This is a genomic window from Methylophilus sp. 5, assembly GCF_000515275.1.
GTDB lineage: Bacteria > Pseudomonadota > Gammaproteobacteria > Burkholderiales > Methylophilaceae > Methylophilus.
In genome coordinates this window covers 564,370-581,474 of sequence record NZ_KI911560.1, presented here as the reverse complement: position 1 = coordinate 581,474, position 17,105 = coordinate 564,370, and the positions used below count along the sequence as shown (strand labels likewise).

General features: G+C 50.4%; 19 protein-coding genes and 1 tRNA gene. 10 read left to right on the top strand and 10 right to left on the bottom strand.

Features of this window, described 5'->3' with window-relative positions; all coding sequences use genetic code 11:
• Positions 1-15: 15 nt before the first annotated feature.
• Both METH5_RS0102580 and METH5_RS0102575 read left to right on the top strand, forming a co-directional pair.
• Positions 16-636: a LexA family transcriptional regulator gene (locus METH5_RS0102580; protein ID WP_029147036.1), complete on the top strand. Its 621-nt coding sequence runs from the start codon at positions 16-18 to the stop codon at positions 634-636.
• Between the two features lie 2 nt (positions 637-638).
• Positions 639-1,514 (top strand): alpha/beta fold hydrolase, encoded by an 876-nt coding sequence (locus tag METH5_RS0102575; protein WP_029147035.1) that lies wholly within the window; start codon positions 639-641, stop codon positions 1,512-1,514.
• A gap of 245 nt (positions 1,515-1,759) precedes the next feature.
• Here METH5_RS0102575 and METH5_RS0102570 read toward each other — a convergent pair whose 3' ends face one another.
• On the bottom strand, positions 1,760-2,656 hold the full coding sequence (locus METH5_RS0102570) for a BRCT domain-containing protein (RefSeq protein WP_029147034.1): 897 nt from the start codon (positions 2,654-2,656) through the stop codon (positions 1,760-1,762).
• Positions 2,657-2,764: 108 nt separating this feature from the next.
• Between METH5_RS0102570 and METH5_RS0102565 the strand changes: the two genes are divergently transcribed.
• Positions 2,765-3,742, top strand: a complete 978-nt coding sequence (locus tag METH5_RS0102565; protein WP_036307520.1) for a hypothetical protein — start codon at positions 2,765-2,767, stop codon at positions 3,740-3,742.
• A 267-nt stretch (positions 3,743-4,009) separates the two neighbouring features.
• On the opposite strand, the gene METH5_RS0102560 is transcribed toward METH5_RS0102565, so the two are convergent.
• Positions 4,010-4,086: transfer RNA gene (locus tag METH5_RS0102560), tRNA-Arg, on the bottom strand.
• A 156-nt stretch (positions 4,087-4,242) separates the two neighbouring features.
• Between METH5_RS0102560 and METH5_RS0102555 the strand changes: the two genes are divergently transcribed.
• From METH5_RS0102555 to chrA, 6 genes are all read left to right on the top strand, one after another.
• On the top strand, positions 4,243-5,382 hold the full coding sequence (locus tag METH5_RS0102555; RefSeq protein WP_029147032.1) for a sugar phosphate nucleotidyltransferase: 1,140 nt from the start codon (positions 4,243-4,245) through the stop codon (positions 5,380-5,382).
• A 105-nt stretch (positions 5,383-5,487) separates the two neighbouring features.
• Positions 5,488-6,972 carry a choice-of-anchor I family protein gene (locus tag METH5_RS0102550; protein ID WP_029147031.1) on the top strand — a complete coding sequence of 495 codons (1,485 nt, stop codon included), beginning with the start codon at positions 5,488-5,490 and terminating at the stop codon, positions 6,970-6,972.
• A 152-nt stretch (positions 6,973-7,124) separates the two neighbouring features.
• On the top strand, positions 7,125-7,628 hold the full coding sequence (locus METH5_RS0102545; RefSeq protein WP_029147030.1) for a cytochrome c5 family protein: 504 nt from the start codon (positions 7,125-7,127) through the stop codon (positions 7,626-7,628).
• Positions 7,629-7,706: 78 nt separating this feature from the next.
• Positions 7,707-8,546 (top strand): symmetrical bis(5'-nucleosyl)-tetraphosphatase, encoded by an 840-nt coding sequence (locus METH5_RS0102540; protein WP_029147029.1) that lies wholly within the window; start codon positions 7,707-7,709, stop codon positions 8,544-8,546.
• A 12-nt stretch (positions 8,547-8,558) separates the two neighbouring features.
• Positions 8,559-9,329: a TSUP family transporter gene (locus tag METH5_RS0102535; protein WP_029147028.1), complete on the top strand. Its 771-nt coding sequence runs from the start codon at positions 8,559-8,561 to the stop codon at positions 9,327-9,329.
• A 156-nt stretch (positions 9,330-9,485) separates the two neighbouring features.
• Positions 9,486-10,865: a chromate efflux transporter gene (gene chrA / locus METH5_RS0102530; protein ID WP_029147027.1), complete on the top strand. Its 1,380-nt coding sequence runs from the start codon at positions 9,486-9,488 to the stop codon at positions 10,863-10,865.
• On the opposite strand, the gene METH5_RS0102525 is transcribed toward chrA, so the two are convergent.
• The 5 genes from METH5_RS0102525 to METH5_RS0102505 form a co-directional block, all read right to left on the bottom strand.
• Positions 10,862-11,641 (bottom strand): 1-acyl-sn-glycerol-3-phosphate acyltransferase, encoded by a 780-nt coding sequence (locus METH5_RS0102525; protein ID WP_232410911.1) that lies wholly within the window; start codon positions 11,639-11,641, stop codon positions 10,862-10,864. The genes chrA and METH5_RS0102525 overlap by 4 nt on opposite strands.
• A gap of 1 nt (position 11,642) precedes the next feature.
• Positions 11,643-12,431 (bottom strand): GNAT family N-acetyltransferase, encoded by a 789-nt coding sequence (locus METH5_RS0102520; protein WP_029147025.1) that lies wholly within the window; start codon positions 12,429-12,431, stop codon positions 11,643-11,645.
• A gap of 193 nt (positions 12,432-12,624) precedes the next feature.
• Positions 12,625-13,083, bottom strand: a complete 459-nt coding sequence (locus METH5_RS0102515) for a glycine zipper 2TM domain-containing protein (RefSeq protein WP_029147024.1) — start codon at positions 13,081-13,083, stop codon at positions 12,625-12,627.
• 30 nt (positions 13,084-13,113) lie between these two features.
• Entirely contained in the window at positions 13,114-14,082 is a 969-nt protein-coding gene (locus METH5_RS0102510; RefSeq protein WP_029147023.1) for a carbohydrate kinase family protein, read from the bottom strand.
• Positions 14,083-14,165: 83 nt separating this feature from the next.
• Entirely contained in the window at positions 14,166-14,732 is a 567-nt protein-coding gene (locus METH5_RS0102505; protein WP_029147022.1) for a TetR/AcrR family transcriptional regulator, read from the bottom strand.
• A gap of 150 nt (positions 14,733-14,882) precedes the next feature.
• Between METH5_RS0102505 and METH5_RS0102500 the strand changes: the two genes are divergently transcribed.
• The gene (locus tag METH5_RS0102500) at positions 14,883-15,380 is read left to right on the top strand and encodes an SRPBCC family protein (RefSeq protein ID WP_029147021.1); all 498 of its coding nucleotides are present in this window, start codon (positions 14,883-14,885) and stop codon (positions 15,378-15,380) included.
• Positions 15,381-15,422: 42 nt separating this feature from the next.
• On the opposite strand, the gene METH5_RS0102495 is transcribed toward METH5_RS0102500, so the two are convergent.
• From METH5_RS0102495 to METH5_RS0102485, 3 genes are read right to left on the bottom strand one after another with little or no spacing between them, the layout of a single operon-like run.
• Positions 15,423-16,175 carry a hypothetical protein gene (locus tag METH5_RS0102495; protein ID WP_029147020.1) on the bottom strand — a complete coding sequence of 251 codons (753 nt, stop codon included), beginning with the start codon at positions 16,173-16,175 and terminating at the stop codon, positions 15,423-15,425.
• Between the two features lie 4 nt (positions 16,176-16,179).
• Complete coding sequence (locus METH5_RS0102490) at positions 16,180-16,590, bottom strand: CopD family protein (RefSeq protein ID WP_029147019.1); 411 nt, start codon at positions 16,588-16,590, stop codon at positions 16,180-16,182.
• A 1-nt stretch (position 16,591) separates the two neighbouring features.
• The gene (locus tag METH5_RS0102485; protein WP_029147018.1) at positions 16,592-17,098 is read right to left on the bottom strand and encodes a TlpA disulfide reductase family protein; all 507 of its coding nucleotides are present in this window, start codon (positions 17,096-17,098) and stop codon (positions 16,592-16,594) included.
• Between the last annotated feature and the right edge of the window lie 7 nt (positions 17,099-17,105).

Sequence of the window (17,105 nt, the reverse complement as noted above, 5' to 3'; positions counted from 1 at the left end):
GTTACAATAAAAACCATGCAAAACGACGACCCAATCAAATCCGCTAGAAAACCCGGCTCTGGCCGAAAGCTTGGCACAGGTAACTATAAAGAAAATACCAGTGTCATCCGCGTGCCAGACAGTCAAAAACCAGTGATCGCCAGCTTTTTAGAGGCCTATGCCAGAAAGCAAAGGCTGAGTGAGTTAAAAGATAGCCTGGATAGCGTAGAAGAGTTTATACAGCTATCAGGTGACCTCATCAACCTGAGTTTTCCGCTGTTTGAATCTAAAGTCCCTGCTGGCTTGCCATCGCCCGCCGATGACCATGTTGGCTCGGCGATGGATCCCAACGAATACCTGATCAACAAGGCTGACAAAACCTTTTTTGTCACCATCCAGGGCGAGTCCATGATTGAAGTGGGCCTGATGCCGGGAGACAAAGCCATTGTAGAAAAAGATAAGATTGCCGCGGTTGGCGATATTGTACTGGCCATGATTGATGGCGAGTTTACTGTCAAAACCCTGGCCAAACAAAAAGACGGTAAACCCAAACTATTGCCAGCCAACTCTTCAGGCAAATATTCCCCCATCCTCATTCAAGGGCAAATGCAGTTTGCTATCTGGGGTGTCGTTACTGGATCTTTCAGAAAGTTTTAATCATGACACGTAAAAACATTATTTCTGCCAACTGGACTGATACGGTGTGCCGCGCAAACGGCATCAATATTCATTATTTAAGAACAGGTGGCAACAAGCCCACCCTGATCGCACTGCACGGCCTCACTGGCAGTGGCGCCTGTTGGTCGCAACTGGCACGTGAGCTTGAAGACGACTACGACATCATCATGCCAGATGCACGCGGCCATGGTCAGTCGAGCGCACCGCTGCATGGATACACCTATCAAGACCATGCCAATGACGTGATTGAACTGATCAGAACGCTAGACATTCAATCGCCTTACCTGCTTGGACACTCGATGGGCGGCATGACCGCCGCGATGGTTGCCAGCCGATTAGGCTTTGCCATTGAAGGCATCGTGCTGGCTGACCCGACATTCATTAGCCCTGAGTGGCAAGGCCAATTGGATGAGCGTGAGGCGGTTAAACAGCATCGCCAGATATTGCGCTCCAGCAAATCCGAGTTGTTTAAAGAAGCCAAAGCCAAATATCGGTATCGCTCATCTGAGATGCTGGAACATATTGTTCAAGCCAGGTTCCGCACCAATCCGCGCGCTTTCGATGTGCTCATCCCGCCGCACCCGGAGTTTGATGAGCTGGTGCGCAATATTTACGTCCCTACTTTATTAGTACTTGGCAGAGAAGGCATCGTCTCTGCCGAAACCGCCCGTGAGTTGCATGCCCTCAACCCGGACCTGCAATACAAGTTAATCCCTGATGTTGGGCATGGACTGCCATACGATGAACCTGAACGTTTAGCTGTTGCGATTGATACATTTTTAAAACCGAAATCAATCACGCCTCGATATATGGAAGCGCCAAGCAGATTTTCTGCCCATACGGCACGCGCGTATTAGGTTGGGATGAGTTGGTTGATAGAAGTTTTCCTGACAGAGCATCTAAATTGCACTGGACAGGCAATAGGTGGTTTTTGCGTCATAAATAACAACAACTTAAGTTGCTGATGGTGCGCCCGGCGAGAGTCTGGACTTCAGGAATCACACCCAATTAAATCAATGGGTTACAGACCTCATCAATTAACTGCGTGTTACAGTTAGGTGATACGGTTTAATTCATCGACTTAGAATAAAGCAACCAATTTTTAACCGCCTGCATCGGCAATTGCATCATGAAAATCATATTCGTGTACTAATAAAAGCTTTGAGCCAGCCTTGCGCATATCAACAGCCTTTTCAACTTTTCGACCGTAACAAGAATATGCCCAGCAAGGATTGCCATCCGCACCTATCACTAGATAATTAACATGCTTAGTGACACCTGCTGAAGCTTTACCGCCGAGATTAAGTACAAGTTCTGAGAATTGAGAGCGGGTGAACTTGGAGGATGCACCAGTGAAACAGAATAGTGACCCTTCAAATACTATCTCAGGGCAGACTGCACAGACTCCTACTAAACTTTGTTCAACACTGATTATTGGTGAAGTGATTGTCTTATCATCTTTGATAGATAGGAATTCTGAGAAGAAGGACTGCAAGAACTTACTTTCAACCTCATCAACAACACCGTCTTTAAGTACAGACATAATCAAGCTATCGACTTCATCATAGGGATAACTCAATCTTAAGTGTTCATGGTCATCCAGCCATTGCTGCAATGCCAGCAACTCCTCCTTAGTTACCTTACCATCAGCCGCTGCTCCACCAAGTATGCCATGAAGCACCTGCATGTCAGCTGTAACAGTGTCATAGTACTCATGAGAGGTTAGCTTATGGCATAGCCATTTAATGTCTTCACGCTCCTCTGCGTCCAATATGTCATCTTCTAGGCAACGATTAACAAACGGGATTAGCTCAGTATAAGGATGCCTGTCACACAGCGCTCTATTCTCATTAAGCCAAGCATTGAATAACACTCTTTCTGAAGAGTTGATTCTGCCATCAAGGCCGATCCCAATTACCAAGCCCAATAACGTATTAAGTGCTTTATCAACCCTTGAGCGGTTATGTAGTTGAATGTAGCTACTATGGTCACTATTCACCCTGACACCTCGTTTTGAATTATTTTATAGCTATTCTACAGCGCCATATTATCGACGCAAGCCAGCCTATATCATTAACATAACCTTATGCTGATAAGAAGACAGGACATGATAACTAAACCGACTTTGTTCATCCTTGGGGCTGGTGCAAGCATCCCTTATGGCTTCCCTTCCGGTGCAGCGTTGAGGAGGCAAATATGTGAGGCTGCTGTTGGTTCCGAACCACCCCTAGCTGTTGCTTTAGAGAAATATTTCAATGTTAGTTACGCAGAGTTCATCGACTTTGTAGAGTCATTTCAAATATCTAGACTCGCTTCAATTGACTCATTTTTGAGTAGAAGACCAGAGTTTTCAAGAATAGGAAAACTATTCATTGCATCATTGCTGGTTCCCAAAGAAGATAGAAATGTATTTAACCTTGATGTAGAAGATGACTGGTACTTTTCTCTTTGGAATAGTTTGGTAGCAAATGTTAATACAATCAAACAGCTTAAAGAGAATAATGTACAAATTTATACCTTTAACTATGACCGCTCTTTGGAAATGTATTTACATTCTGCGATTGTCGGGACTTTCAATGTAAGCGCTGAAGAAGCCTTTGAGGCATTAAGCCATTTTAATATTCATCATGTATATGGTTCACTAGGTCTATATGGAACTCAAGATGACTACTCTACAAATACAAGGTCTTATAAGAATCACTGGAATCTACATTGTATACACGCCGCAGCTTCGACCTTAAGAGTGATTCCAGAAGCGCGGGCAGATGACACTATATTCAACCAAGCTAAAGATGCCTTTCGCTGGGCTTATAACGTATGTTTCTTAGGTTTTGGATTCGACCCTTTAAACGTGCAACGTCTAGGATTCAGGGAGATAATTTCTTCTGGGCATTACAACTCTCTTCCCTACAAGGTTATAGCTTCAACTCTGAATAAAACCACCTCTGAAGTGGATATTATTCACGAGGCGACTATAGGAGTTAAAGACTTTCATGACAGGCAAGGTCACCTTTGCGTCGATTGGGATAATTACAGTTCTACAAATCTTGCAACTCTGAGACGCTTCGCATGGTTGCTGCAATAACCTCATCACACCATGTCCAAATAGGGTGTACCTTAAGCTGACATCTCAATTATGCTCGCAAAGTGTAAGTTTAGAATTGTTTCATAACTGGCATGACACATGCAGCCTTAAGGTCACAGACTCTACATGAAGTTGCGTTTTTACTTATTCTCAAGCCCATTTTGGCTGTCGCATAAGCAGGCTTAAAGCCGCTTTGTGTAACAGTTTGAGAAATTAAGCTATTGATTTGACTATAAGTTGTTCTGTAACAAACACTTAAGTTTTGACTGGTGCGCCCGGCGAGATTCGAACTCACGACCCTTGGCTTCGGAAACCAATACTCTATCCAGCTGAGCTACGGGCGCAATCCTGCCATTATAGCAAATAAGTCGCGCTGGCTTGGCGCGCGTGCAGCCAAATTTCTCTTTATGCTTACGACGGCAGTGCTGCTGAAATAATGTTGTCATAGTGCGTGGCTATGCTTAGCCGGTAAACGTTAAGTTATTTAAGGGTATTGCACTATGAAAGCCATGATTCTGGCCGCGGGTAAGGGCACGCGTGTTCGTCCGCTGACGTATGAATTGCCTAAGCCGATGATTCCTGTATTGGGTAAGCCGGTGATGGCGTATTTGATTGAGCATCTGGCACTGCATGGTGTGGCCGATATCATGGTGAATGTGAGTTATCTGCATCAGAAGATTCAAGACTACTTTGAGGATGGCCATCGTTTTGGGGTGAATATTGGCTATTCGTTTGAGGGCGATATTGTGGATGGCAAGATTGTGCCGCATGCGGTGGGTTCAGCCGGTGGCATGCGCAAAATACAGGACTTTAGCGGCTTTTTTGACGAGACCACGATTGTATTGTGCGGTGATGCGATTATTGACCTCGACATTACGCGTGCAGTAAAAGAGCACAAAGAGAAGGGCGCGCTGGCGAGTCTGGTGACCATGCAGGTGCCTATGGATAAAGTGTCTGGCTATGGCGTGGTGGTGACCAATAACGATGGCCGCATTATTTCTTTTCAGGAAAAGCCCAGCCAGGTGGAGGCGCGTTCTAATTGGGCGAGCACGGGCATTTATATTTTTGAACCCGAGGTGCTGGGCTTGATCCCGTCTGGCAGCGAGTTTGATATTGGCTCGGATTTGTTCCCGTTGTTAGTACAGCGCGGCTTGCCGTTTTACGCTATTCAGCATCCGTTTAATTGGATTGATATTGGCGTGGTGACGGATTACTGGCTGGTAATGCAGCAGATGATGCAGGGTTTTTTCCCGTCTATGCCTATCCCCGGCAAACAGGTCAAACCCGGGGTGTGGGTGGGGCTTAATGTGCATATTGACTGGGAGCACACGCAGATTGAGGGGCCGGTGTATATCGGCTCCGGTTCGCGCATTGATAAAAATACGCGCATTATCGGCCCGACCTGGATTAACGCTGGTTGTCATATCCAGCGCGACAGCACGGTGACTCGCTCGATTTTGTTTGATTACACGCGCATTGCCCAGGGCTATGAGATTGAGGAGCGCATTGTGTGCGGCGAGTACTGTGTGGACCGCAATGGCCGCATGGTGCATATGGACGATGATAATTGCGACATTATCTGGACTGATGCGCGCGAGAAGGTGGTCTATCCGCAAAACTATGCGTATGCACGGCTTTAAACAACCTTAAACGTAGTCCGCTGCCATCTTTTTGACACGCGGATGTCAAGGATTTGTCATGTTCGGTGGCTATGCTCTTTGCTGTTTTGAGGAGAGGATAAACACATGAAAAAAATGACTTTAATGATCGGCCTATTGCTCGGCAGCATGAGCATGGCACAAGCGGCAACTACCTACCAAATTAGCAAGGAGTGGACATTTGCTCACACCGGTGGTGGCTATTTGTCAGAAATTCCGGCTTTTGATGCAACAACCAACACCTTGTGGGTGGCTGGCGTAAAAGGTGTGGACGTACTGGATGCGTCTACCGGCAGCTTGCTGCAACGCATTGATACCAGTGCTTACGGCAATATCAACAGTGTGAGCATCAGCAATGGCCTGGCTGCATTTGCCATTGAAAACACCGCACGCACCAACGCTGGTATCGTGCAGTTGTATGATACTTCTAGCAGAAGCTTGGCCGCAGGCACTAACACCTTTACTGTGGGTGCATTGCCAGACATGCTGACATTTACCCCGGACGGCAGCAAGCTGCTGGTGGCTAACGAAGGTTCGCCAGATGTCTATGGCACCCGCAAAGGCAGCACTGTGCCACGCGTGTACAACCCGGCAGCTAATGACCCGGTCGGTAGCGTCACCATTATCGACGTGACCAGCCGTAGCGTGGCCGCAACCGCCACGTTGGCAGGTGTGCCAACATCCGGCAGCCATATCCGCACCAACACCGGTATGGACTTTGAGCCTGAATATATTGCGGTGAGCGCCGATGGCAGCAAAGCTTATGTCACGCTGCAAGAAGCGAATGCGATTGGTATTTTGGACCTGAATACACAGTCTTTTACAAAAGTGGTGGGCTTGGGCGTAAAAGACTTTAGCCAGCCAGGCAACACGATTGACCCACTCAATAATGGCAGCGTTAACTTTATCAATACCAACCTGAAGAGCTTCTACATGCCTGACGGTATCGCGGCTTATGACGTGGCTGGTAAAACCTACCTGGTGACTGCGAACGAAGGTGATTTCCGTGAAGATGACGGTGATCGTTCTGCTGCCAGCTCATTGGGCGCGACCGGTGATTTGGCCAATATCCGTATCTCAAATACCGATTCATCCCCAGGCGATTTGTACGCCGCTGGTGCTCGCTCTTTCAGCATCCGTGATGCGGATGGTAACTTGGTGTATGACAGTGGCGACATTCTCGATAAAGAAGCGTTTGCACGTGGTATTTACGATGACGGCCGCAGCCGCGATAAAGGCGTAGAACCAGAAGGCGTGGATCTGTTCACGCTGGGTGGCCGCACGATTGCTGCCGTCGGTCTGGAAAGAACGCTGAAAGGTGCGATTGCCCTGTTTGATATCACCGACCCAACCAAAGTCAGCTTTATCGACATGATTGTGTCTGATGGCGATTTGGCGCCAGAAGGCCTGGTAGCCTTTGAAAAAGATGGGTCTATCTTCTTGGCATTTGCCAACGAAGGTTCTAACACCACGTCATTGTTCCGTATCAGCTCAGTGCCTGAGCCAGGCTCTGCTGCGATGCTGGGCTTAGGTCTGGTGGCAATGGCAGCGATGCGTCGTCGTCAGAAATAAAAAGTCATTCTGCCAACAAACAGCCGGGCATGGCAACATGTCTGGCTGTTTGCTTTCTGGCGCCTTTAAATGCCTGCGCGCGCGTTTGCTGCGTAGTCGTTCTGCGTTATAATCGCGGGGATATTTTTTCTAACGCAAAACGGGATACGGATATGTCGGATTACAAACAAGGTTCAAGCATTAAAGAGTTAATTATTGCGATTCCAGGTGCCATTATCGGTTTCACTTTGCTGGTCTCGTTACTGGCTTACCTGTTTGGCGTGTTTGGTAGTGAAAAAGCCGCGCCGTCAAAAGAAGAAACCGACGCCGTCGAGCAAAAAGTGGTCGCCAATATCAAACCGGTGGCAACTATTGAAGTGGCTGAAGCCGCAGGCGCCCACGTTGAAAAAAGTGGTGAAGAGATTGTGAAAGGCACTTGTGTGGCCTGTCATGGCGTAGGCGCACTGGGTGCACCAAAAATTGGTAACGCCAGTGATTGGGGCCCGCGTATCGCACAAGGCTATGAAACACTGGTCAAACATGCCACAGAGGGTCTGCGCAGCATGCCACCGCGTGGTGGTTCAGCTGACTTGAGCGACCATGAAGTGGCCGATGCCGTGGCCTACATGGCAAATCAGGCGGGTGCAAAATTTGATGCAGCCAGCTTGAAGAAATAATGTGTTGTGCCTGACCAAAGCCGCTTGATTCAAGCGGCTTTTTTATTGCTTAATTGATTTTTTTGCAAAGTTGATGCCATGGCGAGATATGCGATTGGTGATATTCAGGGTTGCTACCACTCCCTGATGCATTTACTGGAACGGCTGGATTTTAAGCCTGGGCGTGACAGCCTGTGGCTGGTAGGGGATTTGATTAATCGCGGCACTGGTTCGCTGGAAGTGTTGCGCTGGGTATATGCGCAGCGTGAGCATGTGCGGCTGGTGCTCGGCAATCATGACCTGCATGCCATTGCGGTGGCGCACCACATCAGGCCGCTGCATCGTTTTGACACCCTGGCTGAGCTGTTTGCGGCTGAAGATGGCACCCAGTTGCTGGCCTGGTTACGCCAGCAGCCACTCATGGTGCTGGAGGACGATTTTGCCATGTTGCATGCCGGGCTCTATCCGCAATGGAACTTGCCGCAGGCGAGAGCGCTGGCAGCCGAAGTAGAAGCCGTGTTGCAGTCACCCGATTATGTTAGTTTTCTGCAGCAAATGTACGGCAACCAGCCCGCCGCCTGGAATGATCGTTTGACTGGCATTGACCGCCTGCGCGCGATTACCAATGCCCTGACGCGCATGCGTTTGCTCGATGATGCAGGCACCATGGAGTTTGCGTTTAAAGGTGAAGTGCAGGATATTCCAAGTGGCTACCAGCCCTGGTTTGAGGTTGCTGGCCGGCAATCTGCTCAAGCGGCACAAACCATTTTGTTTGGGCATTGGTCTGCGCTCGGCTTGTATCAAGGTCATGGCGTGATTGCGTTGGACACAGGATGTTTATGGGGGCGGCAACTGACGGCGTATACACTGGAAACAGGGGAGTTTACCCAGGTGCCGTTAGACCCACGCGACCAGCCAGCCAATGCGGTTGGCGAGTAAGGGCTAAGTAGTATGGAACTGTGGCTGGTCGTTGCGGCGGCATTTTTGGCCGGGGTGATGGATGCCATGGTGGGCGGGGGTGGCCTGGTCACCGTGCCATCTTTATTGTCGACCTATCCGGCCTTGCCCCCCGCATTGTTGCTAGGCACCAATAAGTGCTCAAGTGTATTTGGCACTGCTGTTGCCGCCTGGCGCTATAGTGGTCGTGTCCGCCTCGATTGGCGCTGGCTTGCGCCTGCTGCATTAATGGCTTTTGCGGGATCTGGCCTGGGCGCCTGGACCCTGACCTGGGCCGATCCCGCCTTGTTACGCAAGTTGCTGCCCTGGGTGTTGTTGCTAGTGCTGCTGTATACGATCAACAATCCGCAATTTGGCTTGCAGCATACCAACACACAACACAGTGCCAGAGTGCGTGTATGGCTGGCACTGGCCGTAGGCACATCAATCGGCTGGTATGATGGTTTTTTCGGGCCAGGCACCGGCAGCTTTTTTATCTTTTTGCTGGTGCGCTGGCTGGGGCAAGATTTTTTGCATGCCTCCGCAGCCGCAAAGGTACTCAATGCGACCACTAATCTTGCTGCATTACTTATGTTGGCCGCGACTGGTCATGTGTGGTGGCAGGTTGGCTTAGTCATGGCCGTCGCCAATATCGCCGGTAATGTGCTGGGCACTTCGCTAGCGCTCAAACATGGGGCAGGGCTGGTGCGCCGGGTGTTTATGCTGGTGGTTGCGTTGCTTATTTTAAAAACCGGGGTAGATGCCTATGCAGGCTCTTTGGGCTGAGGCTAGTGCCAGTTTTAGCAGTGAGCCAGTCGCAGCATGTTATGATGCGGGCTGGGGATCCGGCAGCCTCCCCGCTTCAAGACGCGTTGCGTCCAAGGACTGCTCAAATCTTGGGTCGTGCTCAGCCATGAGCATCCCCCTATGAAATGAGGCCTTATGCACGCACATCACACTTCTAATATGACATCCCCCACAGATCTTCATACACCGCCAGCGCCTGTGTCGCTCAGGCAAGCTTTCTGGTATTGGCTTAAACTCGGCTTGATTAGCTTTGGTGGCCCGGCCGGGCAAATTGCCATCATGCATCATGACCTGGTTGAGCAAAAACGCTGGATTTCAGAAAAACGTTTTTTACATGCACTGAATTATTGCATGGTGTTGCCAGGGCCAGAGGCGCAGCAACTGGCTACCTACATCGGTTGGCTTATGCACCGTACCTGGGGCGGGTTGATTGCGGGCGTGCTATTTGTGTTGCCCTCGTTTTTTATGCTGGTATTGCTGGCCTGGGTTTATATGGCCTATGGACATGTGCCTACTGTAGCGGGTGCGCTATACGGCATTAAACCGGCGGTGGTGGCCATTGTGCTGTTTGCGGCTTACCGCATAGGCACGCGCGCGCTTAAAAACCGCATGATGTGGGCGATTTCTGCCTTGGCATTCGTGGCCATTTTTCTGTTCAAACTGCCGTTCCCTTTGATCGTACTCACGGCTGCTGGCCTTGGCTATGTGGGCGGACATCTTGCCCCAAAGCTGTTTACGGTGGGCGGGCATGGTAGTGCCAGCCAGCATTTTGGCCGCGCTTTGATAGATGATGATACGCCGCCGCCTGCGCATGCCCGCTTTAGCTGGCAGGGTATGGTGCGCATCGCGGTGACCGGCGGCGCATTGTGGCTGTTGGTGATGGCGGGCTTATGCTGGCAGTTTGGCTGGCAGGGCGCGTTAACGCAAATGGGCTGGTTTTTTAGCAAGGCCGCTTTGCTCACCTTTGGCGGTGCCTATGCCGTGTTGCCTTATGTGTATCAAGGCGCGGTGGACCATTATCACTGGTTAAGCCCGGCACAAATGATGGACGGCCTCGCCTTGGGGGAAACCACCCCAGGCCCGCTGATTATGGTGGTGACTTTTGTCGGCTTTGTTGGCGGCTGGCTTAATCACGGGCTCAACCAGGGGCTTATCGCAGAGGCCCCTTTGCTGGCAGGTTGCCTGGCGGCCGCAGTGGTCACCTTTGTTACTTTTTTGCCCAGCTTTGTGTTTATTTTTAGTGGCGCACCGCTGATTGAGCGCACGCGTGACAATGTGCGGCTGACTGCACCACTGAGCGCGATTACTGCAGCGGTGGTCGGTGTTATTTTAAACCTGGCCCTGTTCTTTGCTTACCACGTGTTTTTGCAAAGTCCATGGTTCCCCGGTGTGGACTGGTTGGCGGTTGGGCTGGCCGTTGCCGCCTGGCTGGCCTTGGCACGTTTTAAACTGAATGTGATTGCGCTGATCGCGGGCTACGCGGTGATTGGCGTGTTGGTGCAATGGTTGCGCTAGGGGCGGGCAACCATTGCGGCAGGTGATTGGCCAAATAAACTAGCCGTAATCTCGGCGTGGGCTTGTTGCGCCAGCTGTTGTCGGGTGTGCGCATTTGCTGCAATCGGCGCACAAAAGTGCAGGTGCACCGTCGGTTGCTGCATGTTGAGGTAAGTACTCATGGAGCCGATCAGCGTGGTGTCGCCCGCATAGGCCACGTCCAGGTTAGGCTGGCCATCTGGCAGCGGATAGTGAATCGCCACCGGGATCACCTGGCTGTTGGCCTCCACTGCAGCCTGAATCAGGCTGCTTTTAAATGGCAACACACTCAAGCCTTCGGTGGTGGTGCCTTCCGGAAACACACATAAATTATCGTTGCGTTTTAGGGCGTGGCTGCAGATATTGACCACGCGTGCTGCATCGCGGTTGCGCGTGCGGTTAATGAAAATGGTGCCTGACTTTCTCACCAGGTAACCAAACACGGGCCAGTCTTTAATCTCCATTTTGGCCACAAAACGCACGGGGATCACGCTGTTGATGGCATGGATATCTGACCATGAGATATGGTTTGCCACAAACAGCACACCGTGGGTGCGCACATCGGGTAGCTCGCCGCTGGTGGTAATGCGCAGGTTAAAGCACACTAACAGGCGCTTGCACCACCATTGAATCAGCCCTAGCCGCATCCAGCGATTGCACACCGGCAATACAAGTGCCGCTAAGGTGACGCCTGTTAATACATGAAGTATGATGCGGGTGATGCGCCACCCGCGAACGATCATTGAGGTTTGTGACAAGTTATTTCAAGAAATGCGTAGCATATCTGGGGTTCATTCTGGACAGGGGTAACAATACCAGCATATCTGCCGTATTAAAAGCAGGGTCCCAGGCCGGTTCGCCGCAAATGTAGGCCCCGAGTCGTAAATAGCCTTTTAGCAGTGGCGGGCAAGTGACCGTCAGCGATTGATCCAGCGCGTCAATTGGCAGCGGGTTATGCGGAAACACGCGATATTCGGCTGGAGACAAATAGTCTTCACGCAGGTTGTTAAACAGTGAGGCTGCGGTGTGGCCACCGTCATGCATAGAGATGCTGGCGCACCCGATCATGTATTCATATTGACGTGCCATCATATATTTAGCGAGGCCTGCCCAGAGCAAGGTAATGGTGCCGCCAGTGCGGTAGTCAGCATGCACACAGGCACGGCCGACTTCTACCGTGCGGTCAGTCAATGGGGCCAGGCGGCTTAAATCAAACTCACCGGCTGAGTAATACCCACCGGCCAACATGGCCTGCATCGGGTTTAAAATGCGGTAGGTGCCAACGACTTGCTGGGTGGCATCGTCACGCACCAGCAAGTGGTCGCAAAACGCATCAAAACCATCAACATCCAGCCCTTGCTGGCCTTTAATTTGTGCGCCCATTTCTTCGGCAAACACCTGGTAGCGCAGTCGCTGTGCTTCCATGATTTCTTCTGCGCTGGTGGCGAGTGCCACGCTTAAAGTAGCGCTTGGTTTTCGGGTAGCATCGGCTGGCGATTGAATCTCTGCCTGGTATGTGCCGTGTTCTTGCAGATGGCGTTCTAACATCACGCAACTCCTTGGTTGAGGTTTAGCGTGATATTAGGAGGGCCACATGAATGATTGGTGACATTGCTGTGACAGTTGTGTGACTGTGCTTGAAGCGTGCACATTAGCCGCAGCCAAATAAAAAGAGCGACGCCTTGCGTCGCTCTTTTTGTGGCTGGTTAGCCGCTTGTTTTAAGCCATGACATCCATGCGTTTAGTGAGAAACGCGTGATGTGCCACCACTTTCAACAATACGTACCCGCTCACCCGCGTTAAATTGCTCGTCCGCTTCTTGCACAATGGCGACCAAGCCGCCGCCATCGAGTTTAACGGTGATTTCGTAAGCATTTTTACGTGTAGCAACCTCTTCTGCCGCAGAGCCCGCCAAGCCGCCTGCGACCGCGCCAATAACCGCTGCAATCGCGCTGCCTTTGCCACCGCCGACTGAGCTGCCCGCAATGCCGCCAATGGCGCCACCGGCAATGGTGCCGACAGGGGATTTAGTGCCTTCCAGTTTGACTGAGCGGACACTCTCTACCACGCCGGTTTTAACCGTCTGCGCTTTGCGCGCTTCGTCACGTGAATAAACGTTGCCAGAGTTTGAGCTGGCACAAGCGCCCAATACCCCTGTGATCATCGCCACAGCAATCCATTGCAATACGCGTGTTGTCATTTTTCTCTCCTGGTGTTTAAGTCGCATTGTTTAGCTGACGGTCTGGCGCATGGATGGGTCATCTTTCAACGCATCCTGCACCAGTGCATGGCTATAAATGTTTTCAATTTCTGCTCTGCTCGGCTGGTGGTTTTGGCCGCCGCGGCTGGCAATTTTGATCGCCCCCATGGTTGAAGCCAAGCGGCCACAGGCTTTCCAGTCCCAGCCACGTACAATGCCGTAGAGTAAGCCAGCACGGTAAGCATCGCCACAGCCGGTTGGGTCTACCAGTGCACTCGCTTTAACGCATGGAATGTCATGGCGTTGACCATCGGCATAAATATGTGAGCCTTCGCTACCCAATGTCACAATCAGCGCTTTTACTTTAGCCGCCAGTTGTTCCAATGATAACCCTGTTTTGTCTTGGATGACTTGTGACTCGTAATCGTTCACTGCCAGGTAGTCTGCCATTTCAATAAAGTGCAGCAGCTCTTCACCATTAAACATCGGCAAGCCCTGACCCGGGTCAAACATAAATGGAATGCCCGCGTCGTGGCATTCTTTTGCGTGCTGGAACATGGCATCACGCCCATCAGGGGCAATAATCGCCAGCTTGATGTCACGCGCATCATTCACGCTGTTGGCGTGCGCATGCTGCATGGCGCCAGGGTGAAATGCCGTGATCTGGTTGTCGTCCATATCGGTGGTGATAAATGCTTGTGCCGTATAGCTGCCGGCAATCGCCTTAATGTGTTGGGCATCTATATTGTTTTGCTCTAGCCAGGCTTGGTAGGGCGCAAAATCGTCGCCGACTGTTGCCATAATGAGCGGCTGGCCTTCAAGCAATTGCAGGTTGTAAGCGATATTGCCCGCGGTGCCGCCAAACTCACGTCGCATTTCAGGCACTAAAAAGGCCACGCTGAGTTTGTGAATTTTGTCTGCCAGAATATGGTTTTTAAATTGGTCAGGAAACACCATGATGGTGTCGTAGGCCAGTGAGCCGCAAATAAGGATTTTCATGAATCAGGTAAAGTCTTTAACTAAAGTGAGGCTATTATTGCCGCCAGTCAGGCTGCTGGCAAGTGCCAGATGGTGTAATCCGCTTAGGATTGTTTAATGGCCATGTCGATTAAGGTTTTGGCTGCTTTTTTGGCTGACTTGATGGCGCCTGAGCCGCGCTTGATTTGTTCGGCCTGTACCGCACCTTCAAACAGAATGGAGAGTTGCAGCGCCAACCCTTCGGCATCTTTAATATTAGCCTCTTGTGCTAGCTTGGTAATGAACTGGCGAAACTCACGCGATTGCTGTGAAGATAACTGGTGAATACGGTTTTCTTCATTGGGAAACTCCGCCGAAGCTTTGATAAAAGCGATGCCGGTGAACGAGGGTGAGGTGACCCATTCTTCAATAAATTCAAACAACTTTTGAATTTTTTCGTTTGGGCTGCCACCCAGGCCGCCCAACTTTTCATTCATCCAGTGTTGAAAGTCCTGGTGGCTCTGCTGCAGCACCGCCAGAATCAGCTCTTCCTTGGTTTCAAAATACTTATAAAGCGTCATTTTGGTGGTGCCAGCCACGGCCACAATCGTATCCACGCCTGTGGAGTTAATGCCGCGTGTCTGAAACAGGTCGGTAGACACCTGCAGAATCTTTTGCTTTAAAGTATTCATAAATTAATTATAGCACTCTATACAACTTTGTATACTCATCGCCTTTGTCTTGAGGAATAAATCCTATTGATTTAATTTTGATTGTCGTGTTAAATATACTATACCGTATAGTATAGTTTTATGGTTAATCAATCACACAAGGAGAAACGTATGCGTTTACTGCAATCATTGGTCTTAGCAACATTATTGGCAACGACAGCGAGCGTGTTTGCCGCAGAGCCGTTGTTCGTGGTCAAATCGGTTGAGCTTAATCAGCCCGCCGATGTGGTCTGGAAAAAAGTGTCCGACTTTGGTGATTTGGGTGCCTGGCATCCGGCCGTCGCCAAAACCGAAATCGTGGCAGGCAAAAGCAGCCATGCGGGTGCCAAGCGCGTTTTAACGTTGCAAGATGGCGGTAAAGTGAACGAAACGCTGACAGCCTTTAATGCTAAATCTAAAAGCTATTCTTACAAAATCACCGATGGCGTGCTGCCGGTGACTGATTATGCCTCCACCGTAAGCGTGCACAGCAATGGGGATGGTAAGTCGGTGGTGGTGTGGGAGAGCCACTTTTTGCCTAAAGCGCCTGCGGACGAAAAAGCGTCTTCTGAGGCAATTAAAGGTGTTTACGATGGTGGCTTAAATCAATTGAAAACCTTGTTCCAGTAATTTAATTGGGCTAATTAAGCCGTCGTGATTGCGACGGCTTTTTTATTTGGAGTTGACCATCAGTTTAGGCGTGTAATTGCATTTGACCTGATCCAGTAACTGGTTCACCAGTACTTGCTCATCACGGTTAGTGGTCACATGGCCATTGATAATATTTTCTATATAGACACTTTTGAGGCGCTCAGGTAATTGAATCGCCTCGATCAGACGGCAATCGCCATGTTTCATGGTTTCAAGGCGGCTGTAAATGGCAGCGGTTTCGGTCGGGCTGGCCTCGTGTGACAACGGATTGGGCGGTGGTTGTGGTGCTTCTGCCGCTTGTATTGCGGGCGGTTGCGCAAATTGCATGCGCCAGTAATAGCCCGCGGCGCCGCTGAGTAATGCGATCATGACCGCGCCCGCCACCACGCCATAGTTACGGATTGCCAGCCAGTTGATTTCACGTTTGGTTTGTACGTCAATTAAGGCTTGCGCGGCTTGTTTGGCATGTTGCAAGGCACTAGATTGCGGGTGTAGCAGTTTTTCCTGGCAAGCGCTTAGCGCCATAAAATACAGCTGATTGGCCAGCATATCAGGCAATCTGGCACCAGCGAGTTGTGCCTGGGTAGTCAGGTAGTGTTGCAGTCGGTTGGCTGAGGTGGTGTCTGCTGGCGGGGTGAGTGGCTGCTGCGCTATCGGGCTGGAGAGCAGGTCGTCCAGAATATTAAATAGCGCCAATAGCTTGTATGAGGCTTGCTTGCCGGACTTATCCAGCATGCCTATCAGCCAGTCGGATTGCAGCAGTGCGTTGAGCATGCGTTTAGAACGGTTTGGTCACAACCAGAATCACAATAGCAAACAAGATCAGGACTGGCACCTCGTTAAACCAGCGAAACCAGACGTGGCTGCGGCGGTTTTGCTGCGCACTAAATTTTTTCAACAGGCTGCCGCAGGCGTGCTGATAGCCTATCAAAAGCGCCACCAGTGTCAACTTCGCATGCAGCCAGCCGCCCTTGAAGCCGTAGCCCAGCCATAGCCAAATGCCAAATGCCAGTGCCAGCAACATTAATGGCTGCATAAAACGGTACAGTTTATGCGCCATCAGCAATAATCTGGCCTGGGCTTGTGGGTCTTGCTCCATCGCCAGGTTGACATAAATGCGCGGCAGGTAAAACAAACCGGCAAACCAGCTGGTGACAAAAATAAGGTGAAACGCTTTAACCCACAACATTTTAGCTGGCGCCTTTGTCTAGTAACTTGCGGAGCTGGGTAAAGTTGAGTTCGCCTATGGTTTTTTGCAGGCGATTGCCCTGTGCGTCAAAAATAAAGGTGGTCGGCGTCAGGTTAACGTCACCAAAGGCTTTGACCATTTCACCGTAGCCGTCGTGCATAACGGTAAATGGCAATGCTTTTTCCTGGGTGTAATTGGCGACTTGCGCGGGTGGGTCATAAGGCATGGCCACTGCAATCACTATCAGGTTTTTGTCTTTATATTGCTGGTAGGTGTTGATCAGGTCTGGCATTTCTTTAATGCAGCCCGGGCAGTCTGTGGCCCAGAAGTTAACCAGCACGGTTTTGCCGCGCAGTGATTGCATGCTGATTTTTTCGCCATTTAATGTAGTGAATGTGACATCGGGCGCCTGTGGTTTTTGCATCACCGCCAGCGCTAACCCGGCAAACAGGGCCAGTGCAACCAGTGGCACCACCCATTTTTTAAACTTAGATTTGAATGTAGACATCTGAAAA